We start from the raw sequence: 15838 nt of genomic DNA on the forward strand, positions 1-15838 counted from the left end.
GGGTTAGGTATGCGCTTTCGCGCGTTGGTTGCTGTCGTGGGGGTGTTGCTTGCGGCAATGACTGTCAATGCTCTGGCCGCTTCACAGGTAAAAAGTGTGCGCCTGTGGCGAGCACCGGATAACACGCGACTGGTGTTCGACCTGTCTGGCCCGGTCCAGCACAGCGTCTTTACCCTGACGGCGCCTGATCGCCTGGTGATCGACATCAACGGTGCAACCCTGGCTGCGCCCTTGAAGGTTTCCACCGCCAACACGCCGATTACCGCGATGCGCTCGGCCCAGCGCACGCCGACCGACCTGCGGGTGGTCATCGACCTGAAGAAAGTCGTGACGCCCAAGAGTTTTTCCCTCGCGCCGAACGCCCAGTATGGCAACCGCCTGGTGGTCGACCTCTTTGACAATCCTGCCGACGCCGCGCCCACCCCGGCGCCGACCCCTGCGGTTGCCACCACCCCGGCGGTGCCAGTCAATCCTGCGCAGCCCCAGGTCAAGTTGCCACCGCTGCCACCCGCGCCGGCCGGCAAGCGCGACATAATCGTAGTGATCGACGCCGGGCACGGCGGTGAAGACCCGGGCGCCTCGGGCTCCCGTGGCCAGCACGAAAAAGATGTGGTCCTGGCCATCGCCCGTGAACTGCAGCGCCAGATCAACGGGATGAAGGGTTATCGCGCCGAATTGACCCGTACTGGCGACTACTTCATCCCATTGCGTGGGCGTACTGAAATCGCCCGCAAAAAGGGCGCGGACCTGTTCGTTTCGATCCACGCCGACGCCGCACCGTCGAAGGCAGCCTTCGGCGCCTCGGTGTTTGCCCTGTCGGATCGTGGCGCCACATCCGAGACCGCACGCTGGTTGGCTGACAGCGAAAACCGTTCCGACTTGATCGGCGGTGCCGGCAACGTGTCCCTGGATGACAAGGACCGCATGCTCGCAGGTGTGTTGCTGGACTTGTCGATGACCGCCTCGCTGACCTCCAGCCTGAACGTGGGGCAGAAGGTGTTGAGCAACATGGGCCGGGTCACGCCGCTGCACAAACAGCGGGTGGAGCAAGCCGGGTTCATGGTGCTCAAGTCGCCGGATATCCCGTCGATCCTGGTCGAAACCGGCTTTATCTCCAACGCCAACGAAGCCAACAAGCTCGCCTCCGCCAGCCACCAGCAGGCGCTGGCGCGCTCCATCAGCGCCGGCGTGCGCCAGTTCTTCCAGCAGAACCCGCCACCGGGCACCTATATCGCCTGGCTGCGGGACTCCGGGAAAATTGCCCAGGGCCCGCGTGACCATCGGGTGCAGCCCGGCGACACCCTGGCCATGCTGGCCGTACGCTTCCAGGTCTCGGCTGCCACCTTGCGCAGCGCCAATAGCCTGAAAACCGATGAACTGAAAGTCGGCCAGGTATTGACCATCCCCGGCACTGAATTGGCAGCCCAGTAATGAGCGAATCGGTATTGAACAGCGCTTCGCGCATCGAACTGCTCAGCCCACGGCTGGCCAACCAGATCGCCGCCGGCGAGGTGGTTGAGCGTCCGGCCTCGGTGATCAAGGAGTTGCTGGAAAACAGCCTCGACTCCGGCGCCAAGCGCATTGACGTGGACGTGGAGCAGGGCGGGGTCAAGTTGCTGCGGGTGCGTGACGACGGCAGCGGGATCTCCTCCGACGACCTGCCGCTGGCGCTGGCACGCCATGCCACCAGCAAGATCCGTGACCTGGAAGACCTTGAGCGGGTGATGAGCCTGGGCTTTCGCGGTGAGGCCCTGGCGTCGATCAGCTCCGTGGCGCGCCTGACCCTGACTTCCCGCACCCGTGGCGCCGATCAAGCCTGGCAGGTCGAGACCGAGGGTCGCGACATGGCCCCTCGGGTCCAGCCGGCGGCCCATCCGGTAGGCACCTCGGTGGAAGTGCGCGACCTGTTCTTCAATACTCCGGCACGGCGCAAATTCCTCAAGGCCGAAAAAACCGAATTCGATCACCTGCAAGAAGTCATCAAGCGCCTGGCCCTGGCTCGTTTCGACGTGGCTTTCCATCTGCGCCACAACGGCAAGACCATCCTTAGCCTGCACGAGGCCAACGACGATGCCGCCCGCGCCCGGCGCGTGTCGGCGATCTGCGGTGCTGGGTTCCTGGAGCAGGCGCTGCCGATTGAAATCGAGCGCAATGGCCTGCATTTGTGGGGTTGGGTCGGCCTGCCGACGTTCTCCCGCAGCCAGGCCGACTTGCAGTATTTTTTTGTGAATGGTCGTGCAGTGCGCGACAAACTGGTGGCCCACGCGGTGCGCCAGGCCTATCGCGATGTGCTGTTCAATGGCCGGCATCCGACCTTCGTACTGTTTTTTGAAGTGGACCCGGCGGTTGTTGACGTCAACGTGCACCCGACCAAGCATGAGGTGCGCTTCCGTGACGGGCGCATGGTCCACGATTTCCTCTATGGCACCTTGCACCGTGCCTTGGGCGATGTGCGTCCGGATGATCAACTGGCGGCGCCGATAGTCACCGCCATCGTCCGCCCGACGGGACCTGAGGCCGGTGAATTCGGGCCCCAGGGCGAAATGAGCCTGGCGGCCAACCTGCTGCAAGCGCCGCAATCCCAGCCAAGCTACCCGGCGGCGGGTTCCGGCGCGGGGGCGGGCTATCAGTATCAATACACCCCGCGTCCGCAGTCGGCGGTGCCAGTGGCCGAGGCCCAGGCGGCCTATCGCGAATTTTTTGCGCCGCTGCCTGGTGCCGAGCCGGGCGCGGTGGCCCTGCCGGAAGGTGGCGGTGATATCCCGCCGCTCGGTTATGCCCTGGCTCAGCTCAAGGGCATCTATATCCTCGCCGAAAACGCCCACGGCCTGGTGCTGGTGGACATGCACGCAGCCCACGAGCGGATCATGTACGAGCGCCTGAAGATCGCCATGGCCAGCGAAGGCCTGAGCGGCCAGCCATTGCTGGTGCCAGAGTCCCTGGCCGTCAGCCAGCGTGAAGCCGATTGCGCCGAGGAGCACCTCGCGGTGTTCCAGAAACTGGGCTTTGAATTGCAGCGACTGGGCCCGGAAACCCTGGCTATCCGGCAGATTCCCGCCTTGCTCAAGCAGGCTGAGGCTAACCGGCTGGTGGCTGACGTGCTGGCGGACCTGATGGAGTACGGCACCAGTGACCGGATCCAGGCACATATCAACGAACTGCTCGGCACCATGGCCTGCCACGGCGCGATCCGCGCCAACCGGCGCCTGGCCCTGCCGGAAATGAACGGCCTGCTGCGGGACATGGAAAACACCGAGCGCAGTGGCCAGTGCAACCACGGCCGACCGACCTGGACCCAGATGGGCCTGGATGATCTGGACAAACTATTCCTGCGCGGCCGTTGATGAGCGTCCTACCTCCCGCCATCTTCTTGATGGGCCCGACAGCCGCCGGCAAGACCGACTTGGCGATCGAGCTGACCAAGGTCCTGCCCTGTGAGCTGATCAGCGTTGATTCGGCCCTGGTTTATCGAGGCATGGATATCGGCACCGCCAAGCCGTCCAAAGAGCTATTGGCTGCCCATCCCCATCGTCTGATCGACATTATCGATCCGTCGCAAAGCTACTCGGCGGCGGATTTTCGTACCGATGCCCTCGCCGCCATGGCTGAGATCACCGCGCGGGGCAATATCCCGCTGCTGGTGGGCGGCACGATGCTCTATTACAAGGCTCTACAGGACGGCCTGGCAGACATGCCGCCCGCCGATCCACAGGTGCGCGCCGAGATCGAAGAAGAGGCTGCGCGCCTTGGCTGGCAGGCCCTGCACGAGCAATTGGCGGCGATTGACCCGGTGTCTGCCGCGCGCATTCACCCCAATGACCCCCAGCGCCTGAGCCGGGCCCTGGAAGTCTGGCGCGTGAGTGGCCAGACAATGACGGCCCATCGCCTCAGACAATCTGCGCAAAGTACTGACGCAGGCACCTCTGGACCGGGACAATTGCCCTATACTGTCGCCAATCTGGCCATCGCTCCGGCGAATCGCCAGGTGCTGCATGAGCGAATTGCACAAAGATTCACAATTATGTTGGAACAGGGGTTCGTGGAAGAGGTCGTAGCACTGCGTTCAAGAGGTGATCTGCATCCGGGATTTCCTTCGATACGTGCTGTAGGCTACCGCCAAGTCTGGGATCATCTGGATGGCAAGCTGACGTCAGCCGAAATGCAGGAGCGCGGCATTATTGCCACGCGCCAATTGGCAAAGCGCCAGTTCACTTGGCTGCGCAGCTGGACTGACTTGCATTGGCTGGACAGTCTGGATTGCGACAATCTGTCACGCGCCTTGAAATACTTGGGAACGGTCTCCATATTGAGCTGAGTCCTTGCAATTGCCGTCTATCCTTGGGGGTGTGACGGCTACAAACTATCTATTTTTCCGATTTTTTATTATTGATCCTTAAAGGAGTGCGGCACATGTCAAAAGGGCATTCGCTACAAGACCCTTACTTGAATACTTTACGTAAAGAGAAAGTTGGGGTTTCCATCTATCTGGTCAACGGCATCAAGCTGCAAGGTACGATCGAGTCTTTCGACCAGTTCGTGATCCTGCTGAAAAACACCGTAAGCCAGATGGTCTACAAACACGCTATCTCGACAGTAGTGCCGGTTCGTCCAATTCGTCTGCCTAGCGCAACCGAATCCGAACAGGGTGACGCTGAGCCAGGTAACGCCTGATAGGAGTCTCCTTTGTTCTTTGAGCGCCACGGTGGTGGTGAGCGAGTAATCCTCGTTCACTTGGATGGACAGGACCCTGAGGCGCGCGAAGATCCGCAGGAGTTTCAGGAGCTGGCAAATTCGGCCGGCGCCGAGACCGTCGCGTTTTTTAACGTGCCGCGTCATCGGCCAACCGCCAAATTTCTGATTGGCAGCGGCAAGGTCGAGGAACTACGCGACCTGGTCCATGCCGAAGAAGCCGATCTGGTGATCTTCAATCACATCCTCACGCCCAGTCAGGAACGTAACCTCGAACGTGTCTTCGAGTGTCGCGTGATTGACCGCACCGGTCTGATTCTCGATATTTTCGCCCAGCGCGCCCGTACCCATGAAGGCAAGCTCCAGGTTGAACTGGCCCAGCTTGACCACATGAGCACCCGCCTGGTTCGTGGCTGGACTCACCTTGAGCGTCAGGGTGGTGGTATCGGCATGCGTGGCCCGGGTGAAACCCAACTTGAAACCGACCGGCGTCTGCTGCGGGTGCGCCTGCGCCAGATCAAGGGCCGCCTGGAAAAAGTACGCAGCCAGCGCGAGCAATCACGCCGTGGGCGTACCCGTGCGGATATCCCTACCGTGTCCCTGGTGGGCTACACCAACGCCGGTAAATCCACGTTGTTCAACAACGTGACCAAGTCGGACGTGTACGCGGCAGACCAGTTGTTCGCGACCCTCGACCCGACCTTGCGCCGTCTGGAACTCGACGACCTGGGGCCGATTGTGCTGGCCGACACCGTGGGCTTCATCCGCCACTTGCCGCACAAGCTGGTCGAGGCATTCCGGTCTACGCTCGAAGAGTCGAGCAACTCCGACCTGCTGCTGCACGTCATCGATGCGGCCGAGCCTGACCGGATGTTGCAGATCGAGCAGGTCATGGTAGTACTGGGTGAGATTGGTGCCCAAGACTTGCCGATCCTCGAGGTCTATAACAAACTCGATTTGCTCGAGGGTGTAGAGCCGCAGATCCAGCGCGACGAAAACGGCAGGCCCCAGCGGGTCTGGCTCTCGGCGCGGGACGGTAGCGGCCTGGAACTGCTTGAACAGGCGATCGCAGAGTTGCTGGGCGGCGATTTGTTCGTCGGCACCTTGCGCTTGCCGCAGCGTTTTGCTCGACTGCGTGCTCAATTTTTCGAGTTGGGCGCCGTACAGAAAGAAGAACACGACGAAGAAGGTGTCAGCCTGCTGGCTGTTCGTTTGCCCCGTTCGGAGCTCAATCGACTGGTGAGTCGTGAGGGCGTTGTACCGACGGAGTTCCTCGAACAACACACTTTGCAATAAAAGCCTGAGAAAGCGGTTGTGCCGCTGTGGCAGGCATTCTGTAGCATTGGTCGGCGCGCCGTGGGTGCGTCTTTGCTTTATCAGATGGAGAGCGCTATGGCTTGGAATGAGCCGGGTGGCAACTCGAATAATCAGGATCCTTGGGGTGGTAAACGCCGCAATAATGGCGACCGCAAGGGGCCACCAGATCTCGACGAGGCCTTCCGAAAGCTGCAGGAAAGCCTGAATGGGTTGTTCGGTGGTGGAAAAAAACGTGGTGGTGACGACGGCGGTCGCACAGGCAAGGGCGGCGGCTACGGCCTGCTTGGCCTCGGCCTCGTGGCGCTGGCGGCTGTCTGGCTGTACAGCGCGGTTTATGTAGTCGACGAGCAGGAGCAAGCCGTGGTGCTGCGCTTTGGCAAGTACTACGAGACTGTCGGTCCAGGCCTGAACATCTACTTCCCGCCGATCGACAAGAAGTACATGGAGAACGTCACGCGTGAGCGTGCCTACACCAAGCAGGGCCAGATGCTGACCGAAGACGAGAATATCGTCGAAGTGCCGCTGACCGTGCAGTACAAGATCAGCAACCTGCAGGACTTCGTGCTTAACGTCGACCAGCCGGAAATCAGCTTGCAGCACGCGACCGAAAGCGCCCTGCGCCACGTAGTGGGTTCCACTGCGATGGACCAGGTGCTGACCGAAGGCCGTGAACTGATGGCCAGCGAGATCAAGGAGCGCCTGCAACGGTTCCTCGATACTTATCGCACCGGTATCACCGTTACCCAGGTCAACGTACAGAGCGCAGCTGCACCGCGTGAAGTGCAGGAAGCCTTCGATGACGTGATCCGTGCCCGTGAAGACGAGCAGCGTTCGCGCAACCAGGCTGAAACCTACGCCAACGGCGTCGTGCCGGAAGCCCGTGGTCAGGCCCAGCGCATCCTTGAAGATGCCAACGGTTACCGCGACGAAGTCGTGTCCCGCGCCAAGGGTGAGGCCGACCGCTTCACCAAGCTGGTGGCCGAGTACCGCAAGGCACCGGAAGTCACCCGCGAGCGTCTGTACCTGGACACCATGCAGGAAGTCTTCACCAACACCAGCAAGGTTCTCGTGACCGGCAACAAAGGTGGGCAGAACAACCTGCTGTACCTGCCGCTGGACAAGATGATCGAAGGTGGTCGTAGTGCCGGCAGTACTTCGTCTTCCGCCAGTTCGACTGCCGCTGCCAACGAAGCGAGCGCCCGTGCGGCCGCTGACCTGCAGCAACAGCAAACACGTTCCAGGGAGAGTCGTTGATGAGCAATAAATCGCTGACCGCCCTGATTGTGGGCGTCGTCGTGGTCATCGCTGCCTGGAACTGCTTCTACATCGTGGCTCAGACCGAGCGCGCGGTGCTGCTGCAATTCGGGCGTGTGGTCCAGGCGGATGTCCAGCCGGGCCTGCATGTGAAAGTCCCCTACGTCAACCAGGTGCGCAAGTTCGACGCCCGCCTGATGACCCTGGATGCACCGACACAGCGTTTCCTGACCCTGGAAAAGAAAGCCGTGATGGTTGACGCCTACGCCAAGTGGCGCGTCAAGGATGCCGAGCGTTTCTACACCGCGACTTCCGGCCTCAAGCAGATTGCCGACGAGCGTTTGTCCCGTCGTCTGGAATCGGGCCTGCGCGACCAGTTTGGTAAGCGCACCCTGCACGAGGTGGTATCCGGTGAACGTGATGCGCTGATGGCTGACATCACGCGTTCGTTGAACACCATGGCTGAAAAAGAGCTGGGCATCGAAGTGGTCGATGTCCGGGTCAAGGCCATTGACCTGCCCAAAGAAGTGAACCGCAGCGTGTTCGAGCGGATGAGCACCGAGCGTGAGCGTGAGGCTCGTGAGCACCGCGCCAAGGGTAACGAACTGGCTGAAGGTATCCGTGCGGATGCCGACCGTCAGCGTCGCGTACTGTTGGCAGAAGCCTATCGTGAGTCTGAAGAGGCTCGCGGTGACGGTGATGCTCAAGCCGCATCGATCTACGCCAAGGCTTATGGCCAGGACCAGGAGTTCTACGCGTTCTACCGTAGCCTGCGTGCCTACCGTGAAAGCTTTGCGAACAAAACCGACGTCATGGTGCTGGACCCAAGTAGCGATTTCTTCCGCTACCTGGAAAAGTCCAAGTAACCCGCTGACTGTCTGGACCCACTCCGTCGGGCGGCTAAAACGCTTGGCGGGGTGATCCTTTCGGAAAACGGGTGTATGATGCGGCAGCCGGGAAATTCCCGGCTTTTTTGCGTCTGCATGTTTGATTGCTGTTTTACGCTGCAGGCGTGACAGGTTTTTCGAGGAAAGTGCCCGACGAGGCCGTTTACAGGCCATTCGTCACGTCGCTCTTGCGCGTGGTTTATGCAGGGGCCGGGTATTTTCTGCTTCACTCAAGGCTCGCCCAAGGGCAGGCCGGGTCATAGGGGAATGGCGTAATGGCAACGGTAGACCGCTGGCTGCTGCCAGATGGCATCGAAGAAGTACTGCCACCAGAGGCTGCGCGTATTGAAATCGCGCGCCGCCAGGTGTTGGATCTGTTCCAGAGCTGGGGTTACGAGTTTGTCGTGACTCCCCATATCGAGTACCTGGAATCCCTGCTGACCGGCGCGGGCCAGGACCTGGATCTGCGCACCTTCAAGGTCATCGACCCGCAATCGGGCCGGCAAATGGGCTTTCGCGCCGACATCACGCCGCAAGTGGCGCGCATCGATGCGCATACCCTGCGCCGTGAAGGGCCGAGCCGCCTGTGCTATGCCGGCAGCGTGCTGCACGCGCAACCGCGCGCCCTGTCATCGTCCCGTAGCCCGATCCAGCTGGGCGCCGAGTTGTACGGCGATGCGAGCCCGAGCAGCGACGTCGAAGTCATCAGCCTGATGCTGGCGATGCTGCAACTGGCTGACGTGCCGGATGTGCACATGGACCTGGGGCATGTCGGTATCTACCGTGGCCTGGCCCGTGCGGCCGGTTTGTCTGGCGAAGTTGAGCAACAGTTGTTCGATGCCCTGCAACGCAAGGCCATCGACGAAGTGATCGCCCTGACCGAAGGCGTGCCTGAGGATCTCGCCGGCATGCTGCGTGCGCTGGTGGGCCTGTGTGGTGGTCGCGAAGTGCTGACCGCTGCCCGTGATCGCCTGGCCAACGCACCGGCCCCGGTGTTGGCGGCTCTGGACGACGTGCTGGCGATTGCCGAGCAGTTGTCGGCGCGCTTCCCGCAACTGCCGCTGTATTTTGACCTGGGTGAGCTGCGCGGCTACCACTACCACACCGGTGTGGTGTTCGCCGTGTTTGTTCCGGGTGTTGGCCAAGCCATCGCCCAGGGCGGTCGTTATGACGATATCGGCGCCGACTTCGGTCGTGCCCGTCCAGCGACTGGCTTTTCTACCGATTTGAAAACCCTGGTGACCCTGGGGCGTGCTGAAGTCGAGCTACCGTCTGGCGGTATCTGGATGCCAGACAGTACGGACGCGGCACTCTGGCAGCAGGTCTGCCAGTTGCGCAGTGAGGGTCAGCGTGTCGTCCAGGCCTTGCCTGGGCAGCCATTGGCCGCCGCCCGTGAAGCGGACTGCGACCGGCAATTGATTCAGCAGAACGGGCTTTGGCAAGTATCGCCACTGGCTTCTTGAGTTTTCCTGCCGGCCAATGCCGGCACCAAGTTTGCGCGAATGAGGACAAGTGTTATGGGTAAGAATGTCGTAGTCCTGGGCACCCAATGGGGTGATGAGGGCAAAGGCAAGATCGTTGATCTGCTGACCGAACATGCTGCCGCCGTAGTGCGCTACCAAGGTGGTCACAACGCTGGCCACACCCTGGTCATCGATGGCGAAAAAACCGTCTTGCACCTGATCCCGTCGGGCGTCCTGCGCGAAGGCGTGCAGTGCCTGATCGGCAACGGCGTGGTGGTTGCACCTGACGCCCTGCTGCGCGAGATCACCAAGCTGGAAGAGAAAGGCGTACCGGTGCGCGAGCGCCTGCGTATCAGCCCGTCCTGCCCGCTGATCCTGTCCTTCCACGTTGCGCTGGACCAGGCCCGTGAAAAGGCCCGTGGCGAGCTGAAGATCGGTACTACCGGTCGCGGCATCGGCCCGGCCTACGAAGACAAGGTTGCACGTCGTGGCCTGCGTGTGGGCGACCTGCTCAACATGCCGCGCTTTGAAGACAAGCTGCGTGAACTGGTGGATTACCACAACTTCATGCTGGTTGGTTACTACAAAGAGCCTGCCATCGAGTTTGAAAAGACCCTGGCCGAGTGCAAGGAATACGCCGAGCTGCTCAAGCCGCTGATGCTGGACGTGACTGCCGAGCTGCACGACCTGCGTCGCGCCGGCAAAGACATCATGTTCGAAGGCGCCCAGGGTTCGTTGCTGGACATCGACCACGGTACCTACCCGTACGTGACCAGCTCCAACACCACCGCTGGCGGCGTTGCGACGGGTTCGGGCGTCGGTCCGATGTTCCTGGACTACATCCTGGGCATCACCAAGGCCTACACCACACGCGTAGGTTCGGGCCCATTCCCGACTGAGCTGTTTGACGACGTCGGTGCGCACCTGGCCAAGCAAGGCCACGAGTTCGGCGCCACTACCGGCCGTGCCCGCCGTTGTGGCTGGTTTGACGCCGTTATCCTGCGTCGCGCTATCGATGTGAACAGCATCTCGGGCATCTGCCTGACCAAGCTGGACGTACTCGACGGCCTGGAAACCATCAACATCTGCATCGGCTACAAAGACGCAGAAGGTAATGATGTGGCCCCGACTGACGCTGACAGCTATGTCGGCCTGCAGCCTGTGTACGAAGAAGTACCAGGCTGGACCGAATCGACCGTGGGTGCCAAGACCCTGGAAGAACTGCCCGCTAACGCCCGTGCGTACATCAAGCGCGTTGAAGAGCTGATTGGCGCGCCGATCGACATTATTTCGACCGGCCCGGACCGCAACGAGACCATCGTTCTGCGTCATCCGTTCGCTTAATAAGCTGTTGATGTAAAAAGCAAAGGGTCCCTTCGGGGGCCCTTTGTCGTTTCTGCCGTGCGCACGGCACGACCCTTGCTATGTTTCTCTCTTTCGCGGTGCTATCAATTTAATGGCACCCGTGGTGGAGGGATTCCCGATGTCTGCCGTTCTCTCATTGTTACAAAGCCGGCTGTTGCGGCCGGTGTTCGTTACCCTTGGTATCGCTCTTTTGGTGCAAGTGCTGGTGGCGGTCGCCCTGACCCGGAGCACAGTCACGGCCCTGGAAGCCGATTTGGGCAAGCGCCTGGGCGTGGACAGCCAGAAACTGTCGGGCGAATTGACCCAGGCGGGCAAGGAAGTGACATCCAGCCTGGACAGCCTGTCGACCAGCACCAGCGACCGCCTGACGGCCGGGCTTTCTGCGCGTCTCAAGCAAGAGCAGCAGCAACTGCGTGCGACCCTGGAAAAGGACCTGAAGGACTCTGCCAATGACATGGCGCAGTTGCTGGCCTCGGTTGCGCCGCGTGCCATGTGGGACAGTGATGTCCCGGCGTTGTCCGAGTTCGCCCGACGCGCCCAGCGCAACCCCAACGTGCTGTTTGTGGTGTACGACGATGCCACGGGCCAGCACCTGACCCGTTATCTGAACCGGGAAAACCCGATCAATAAGGCGCTGTTGGAGAAAGGCGAAGGCGACCGCGCGCTGGATAAAGTGTTGAATGCCGCGAAAAACGACCCGTCGGTGTATTACGTTGAGGCATCGATCAGCCCCAATGGCGTGGAGATCGGCAAGGTGCTCATGGGGGTTTCCACCGTTGGTGTCGAGGCGGATCTGGCGGCGCTGGACCAGCGTTTCATCGCGCTGATCGCCAGTGGCGGTCAATTGGTGGGCGATAGCCTCAAGGGCGCGGCGGCTGACAGCGCAGCGGCCATGGGCGCACGCTTGCAGTCGGCGCAGGCCACGGCCACGCAAATGACGGCTAACACCTCAAGCGCCGTACAAGAGGCCGCGCAGGCCCTACGCTGGCGGATTGGCCTGGGCCTGGCGGTGGTTGGCCTGGGCGTGCTGTTGCTGATTGCCGTGGTGCTGGGGCGGCGGGTGGTCAATCGCCTGAAGCTGCTGATCGCCGCCATGGATGACTTGGCCGCTGGCGAGGGTGACCTGACCAAGCGTGTGCAGATCAACAGCCAGGACGAAATCGGCGCCATGGCTTCGGCGGTCAATCGGTTTGTGGATAAGTTGCAGCCCATCGTGCGCGAGGCGGGCGATGTGGCCCAGCGTACTGGTGTGGAAATCGGCGCGATGACCCTACGCAATGCTGGTGCTGATGCGGCGGCGGGCTTGCAGCGCGACGAGGTGGCCGAAAGCCTGCGGGCGCTGTCGCAAATGGCCGACGAGGCCCAGGCTGAAAGTCACGCCATGCAGGCCGCGTTGCAGCAGGTGGTGGATATCCGCCAGGCCACCGATGAAAATTCGCGGACCTCGGCTGAGGTCGGCAGTTTGATCGAAGCACTGGCAGGCCAGGTGCAGGCCGGCTCCAAGGTGATCGAGCGCCTGGCCCAGCAAAGCGAGCAGATTGAAGTGGTGCTGACGGTGATCCACGGGATTGCCGAGCAGACCAACCTGCTGGCCCTGAATGCGGCCATCGAAGCGGCGCGTGCCGGCGAGACCGGGCGCGGTTTTGCGGTGGTGGCGGACGAAGTGCGGGCGCTGGCGAGTAAAACCCAAAGCTCCACTGGTGATATCCAGGCGCACATCGTGGCGTTGCAGCAAGGCGCGCGCGAGGCAGTCGAAACCATCGGCAAGGCCGGGCGCCAGGCCAGCGAAGGTCTGCTGGTGCTGCGTGACAGCGTGCGCCTGCAGCAAACGGTGCAGGCCTCGGTAGAGCAGGTGCACGCGGCGATTGGCCTGGCGACCCGGGCTGCCGAGCACCAGGCCCAGGGCGCGCATGCGGTGCGGGGGCGGGTCGAGGTGATCCACGCCCAGGCCGAGCGTGCGGCGCAGGCGGTGGTGGAAACCACGGCCAGTGGCAAGGTGCTGGATGGGTTGGCGGCGCAGTTGAAGGCCAGCCTGGGGCAGTTTCGGGCCTAGCGTCGCCTGAGCGGGCGCCATCGCGGGCAAGCCCGCTCCCACAGGTGTGGGAGCGGGCTTGCCCGCGATGGCGCTCTCAGCGGCTCAGATACATCCGCGTCGTCAGCAGATACACCGGCAACCCCGACACCAGAATCAACAACGCCGCATAAGGCGCCGCCGCCGCAAACTCCACATTCGAGGTGTGTGCCCATACTGCCGTGGCCAGGGTATTCAGCCCCGTAGGGCTGAGCAGCAAGGTTGCGGTCAATTCCTTCATCGCGTCGAGGAACACCAGCGCAAACGCCGCACCCAATGCCGGAAAGATAATCGGCAGGGTCACCCGGCAGAACGCGCTGAACGACGATGCGCCCAGTGTGCGTGCCGCCTCTTCCAACTGCGGCGCAGCCTTGTTCAGCGCAGTGCGGATGGGGGCCTGGGCCAGTGGCAGGAACAACAGCGCATAGGCGATCAGCAGCAGCGCCGAGGTCTGGTACAGCGCCGGCACGTAATGCAGGGCGAAATACACCAGGGTCAGGGCAATCACCAGGCCGGGCAGGGCGTGCAGCAGGTACGGCAGGCGTTCGGCCCATAGCGCCAGTTGACCCTTGTAGCGCACCACCAAAAGGCCTACCGGCACAGCCAGCGCCAGGCACAGTGCGGCGCCGCCGAGGGAAAGGGCCAGGGACGACAGCAGTGCCTCGCTGATTTGCGCAACCGGGAAGGCGGCCGAAGAGCCCACGGCCAGCCAGTAACCGAGCATCCCTAACGGAATGCCACTGCCAATGATCGCCAGCATCACGCAATACAACTGGCCCAGTGGCGCCCATCTGCCCAATCGAACCTGTTCGGCATGCCGCGCCGCGCCTTGTCCGGTGCGCACATGCCGGCCCTTGCCGCGCACGCGCAACTCCAGCCACAGCAGGGTCAGGCACATCAATAGCAGTACCGCAGACAGCATCGCCGCATTGGCGTTGCTAAATTCCAGCTCGAACTGTTGGTAGATCGCCGTGGTGAAGGTTTGCAGGCCGATGATCGACAAGGCGCCGAATTCCACCAGCATGTGCAGGGCAATCAGCAGCGCGCCGGCCAACAGTGATGGCCACAGCAGTGGCAGGGTGATGCGAAAGAATACGCCCCAGCGATTCAGGCCCAGGGTGCGGGCCGACTCTTCCAGGGACGGGTCCAGGTTGCGCAGGGTGGCCGCCACCGGCAGGAACACCAATGGGTACTTGGACAGGGTCATCACCAGGATCGCACCGCCCAGGCCTTCGAACTGGGCGCTCAGCGACACCCAGGTAAAGCCGCTGACAAACGCCGGCACGGCAAACGGCAGGCACAGGATCACTCCCCAGATCCGCCGGCCCGGCAGGTTGCTGCGCTCCAGCAGCCAGGCCAGGGACAGGCCGATCACCGCGCAGGCCATGGTTACGCCAACCATCAGTGCCAACGTGTTGCGCAGCAACCCGAACACATACGGGCGCCACAGCAGATGCACCGCTTCGGTCCAGCCCGCTTGCCAGGCCTTGAGGCCCACATACACCAATGGCAGCAGGCTCAGGCCCACCAGGAGCAAGACCGGCAGCAGCAACCAGATTGAAGGGCGCTTGCGCCGTGGACTAAAACCCCCGCGCAAGGCGGGGGTCGGTAGCGATGGGTTCATCAGTTCAGGCCAACCTCACGTTCCAGCTCCAGGGCTTCTTCGGCATTGCCCAGGTCGGCGGGAGTGACTTTTGGCGGTTGCAGCTCGCTGAAAGGCTTGAGGCCGCGATTGGACTCCATGCCCTTGCGCAACGGGTATTCAGCCGAGGTATTGGTGATAACCCGCTGGCCTTCTTCGCTGGCCATGAAAGCCAGCAGTTGCTGGGCTTCCTTGGGGTGCTTGCTGGATTTGAGTGCCGCCGCTGCCGATACGGTGATCAGGCCGCCGGCATCGCCATCGGTGAAATAGTGCAGTTGCGAATCCAGGTTGGTCTTTTCTTTTTTCAGGGCAAACCAGTAGTAGTTGTTCACCAATACCGTCGCGACTTCGCCGTTTTCCACGGCTTTGAGGGCCACCATATTGTTGCTGTAGACCTTGCCGAACGCGCGCAGGCCGGTCAGCCATTCCTCGGCGGCTTCACGACCATGCAGCTTGATGATGGCCACGGCCTGTTCCTGGAAGGCGCCGCTGGTGGGGACGAAACCAACCTTGCCTTGCCACTCGGGGCCGGCAAAATCCAGGACCGACTTGGGCAGTTCTTCTTCCTTGATCAACTTTGGGTTGAAGGCCACGACCCGGGTGCGTGCGGTCACGCCCATCCAGGCGCCGTTGGCAGCTACGTATTCCTTGGGCAAGACATCCAGGGTGCTGGCGTCGATAGTGGCCAGCAGGCCTTGTTCGCCGAGCTTGTTGAGCGGCGGGGATTCTTCGGTGTAGATCACGTCGGCGGGGGAGCGCTCACCCTCTTCGACGACCTGGCTGGCCAATTGGTTGCTGCTGCCCTTGCGCACATTCACATGAATGCCGGTCTTGGCTTCGAAGGCCTTGGCGAGTTCATCGCCGACTTCCTTGTGCTGGCCGTTGTACAGGGTCAGTTCAACCTTGTCGGCGGCGTAGGCGGCGGGAGAGAGCAGGGTCAGGCCGAGCAGAGTGATGGTCAGGCCACGCAGAAGGGATGTCTTGAGACGGGTATCGCGGATCATCATCCGGGGTTTTCCTCACTTGAGTGCAACAAATCATTGCAAGGATAAACGATAAAACTTCTCAAGTGCGGACAGGGGAGCAATGCAGTGGGAGTTTTTAAACCCCAGAAACGAAAAAACCCGCTTTCGCGGGTTTGATCTGAATT

At 61.8% G+C, this 15838-nt stretch carries 12 protein-coding genes; 10 read left to right on the plus strand and 2 right to left on the minus strand.

What is annotated here, in order from left to right; all coding sequences use genetic code 11:
• The first annotated feature begins 9 nt into the window (after positions 1 to 9).
• The 10 genes from HBO05_RS10610 (at position 10) to HBO05_RS10655 (ending at position 13028) form a co-directional block, all read left to right on the plus strand.
• Complete coding sequence (locus HBO05_RS10610) at positions 10 to 1431, plus strand: N-acetylmuramoyl-L-alanine amidase (RefSeq protein ID WP_169952436.1); 1422 nt, start codon at positions 10 to 12, stop codon at positions 1429 to 1431.
• A 14-nt stretch (positions 1432 to 1445) separates the two neighbouring features.
• Entirely contained in the window at positions 1446 to 3344 is a 1899-nt protein-coding gene (gene mutL, locus HBO05_RS10615) for a DNA mismatch repair endonuclease MutL (RefSeq protein ID WP_170042563.1), read from the plus strand.
• On the plus strand, positions 3344 to 4315 hold the full coding sequence (miaA, locus tag HBO05_RS10620) for a tRNA (adenosine(37)-N6)-dimethylallyltransferase MiaA (RefSeq protein ID WP_172312570.1): 972 nt from the start codon (positions 3344 to 3346) through the stop codon (positions 4313 to 4315). Before mutL ends, miaA begins: the two co-directional genes overlap by 1 nt.
• Before the next feature lie 95 nt (positions 4316 to 4410).
• Positions 4411 to 4671, plus strand: a complete 261-nt coding sequence (gene hfq / locus HBO05_RS10625) for an RNA chaperone Hfq (RefSeq protein ID WP_010221594.1) — start codon at positions 4411 to 4413, stop codon at positions 4669 to 4671.
• A gap of 12 nt (positions 4672 to 4683) precedes the next feature.
• Positions 4684 to 5985 (plus strand): ribosome rescue GTPase HflX, encoded by a 1302-nt coding sequence (gene hflX / locus HBO05_RS10630; protein ID WP_029299582.1) that lies wholly within the window; start codon positions 4684 to 4686, stop codon positions 5983 to 5985.
• Positions 5986 to 6081: 96 nt separating this feature from the next.
• A complete protein-coding gene (gene hflK / locus HBO05_RS10635) occupies positions 6082 to 7260 on the plus strand; it encodes an FtsH protease activity modulator HflK (protein ID WP_115127254.1) in 1179 nt (392 codons plus the stop codon).
• The gene (hflC, locus tag HBO05_RS10640; RefSeq protein ID WP_017849753.1) at positions 7260 to 8126 is read left to right on the plus strand and encodes a protease modulator HflC; all 867 of its coding nucleotides are present in this window, start codon (positions 7260 to 7262) and stop codon (positions 8124 to 8126) included. The genes hflK and hflC overlap by 1 nt, the downstream gene beginning before the upstream one ends.
• Before the next feature lie 296 nt (positions 8127 to 8422).
• A complete protein-coding gene (locus HBO05_RS10645) occupies positions 8423 to 9610 on the plus strand; it encodes an ATP phosphoribosyltransferase regulatory subunit (protein ID WP_172312572.1) in 1188 nt (395 codons plus the stop codon).
• Positions 9611 to 9664: 54 nt separating this feature from the next.
• Positions 9665 to 10954: an adenylosuccinate synthase gene (locus HBO05_RS10650; protein WP_172312574.1), complete on the plus strand. Its 1290-nt coding sequence runs from the start codon at positions 9665 to 9667 to the stop codon at positions 10952 to 10954.
• 139 nt (positions 10955 to 11093) lie between these two features.
• Positions 11094 to 13028: a methyl-accepting chemotaxis protein gene (locus HBO05_RS10655; protein WP_172312576.1), complete on the plus strand. Its 1935-nt coding sequence runs from the start codon at positions 11094 to 11096 to the stop codon at positions 13026 to 13028.
• 76 nt (positions 13029 to 13104) lie between these two features.
• Here HBO05_RS10655 and HBO05_RS10660 read toward each other — a convergent pair whose 3' ends face one another.
• Positions 13105 to 14670 carry an iron ABC transporter permease gene (locus tag HBO05_RS10660; RefSeq protein WP_172312578.1) on the minus strand — a complete coding sequence of 522 codons (1566 nt, stop codon included), beginning with the start codon at positions 14668 to 14670 and terminating at the stop codon, positions 13105 to 13107.
• Positions 14670 to 15695, minus strand: a complete 1026-nt coding sequence (locus HBO05_RS10665; RefSeq protein WP_169952203.1) for an extracellular solute-binding protein — start codon at positions 15693 to 15695, stop codon at positions 14670 to 14672. The genes HBO05_RS10660 and HBO05_RS10665 overlap by 1 nt, the downstream gene beginning before the upstream one ends.
• Positions 15696 to 15838 lie beyond the last annotated feature (143 nt).

It is taken from the genome of Pseudomonas sp. WS 5079, from assembly GCF_012985465.1.
Taxonomy (GTDB): Bacteria; Pseudomonadota; Gammaproteobacteria; order Pseudomonadales; family Pseudomonadaceae; genus Aquipseudomonas.

Bases quoted from the DNA above. Each gene is read 5' to 3' on its own strand.
- hflC (WP_017849753.1), top strand. From the start codon at position 7,260: ATGAGCAATAAATCGCTGACCGCCCTGATTGTGGGCGTCGTCGTGGTC.
- HBO05_RS10665 (WP_169952203.1), bottom strand. From the start codon at position 15,695: ATGATGATCCGCGATACCCGTCTCAAGACATCCCTTCTGCGTGGCCTG.
- HBO05_RS10650 (WP_172312574.1), top strand. From the start codon at position 9,665: ATGGGTAAGAATGTCGTAGTCCTGGGCACCCAATGGGGTGATGAGGGC.
- HBO05_RS10660 (WP_172312578.1), bottom strand. From the start codon at position 14,670: ATGAACCCATCGCTACCGACCCCCGCCTTGCGCGGGGGTTTTAGTCCA.
- HBO05_RS10610 (WP_169952436.1), top strand. From the start codon at position 10: ATGCGCTTTCGCGCGTTGGTTGCTGTCGTGGGGGTGTTGCTTGCGGCA.
- HBO05_RS10655 (WP_172312576.1), top strand. From the start codon at position 11,094: ATGTCTGCCGTTCTCTCATTGTTACAAAGCCGGCTGTTGCGGCCGGTG.
- hflK (WP_115127254.1), top strand. From the start codon at position 6,082: ATGGCTTGGAATGAGCCGGGTGGCAACTCGAATAATCAGGATCCTTGG.
- hfq (WP_010221594.1), top strand. From the start codon at position 4,411: ATGTCAAAAGGGCATTCGCTACAAGACCCTTACTTGAATACTTTACGT.
- HBO05_RS10645 (WP_172312572.1), top strand. From the start codon at position 8,423: ATGGCAACGGTAGACCGCTGGCTGCTGCCAGATGGCATCGAAGAAGTA.
- miaA (WP_172312570.1), top strand. From the start codon at position 3,344: ATGAGCGTCCTACCTCCCGCCATCTTCTTGATGGGCCCGACAGCCGCC.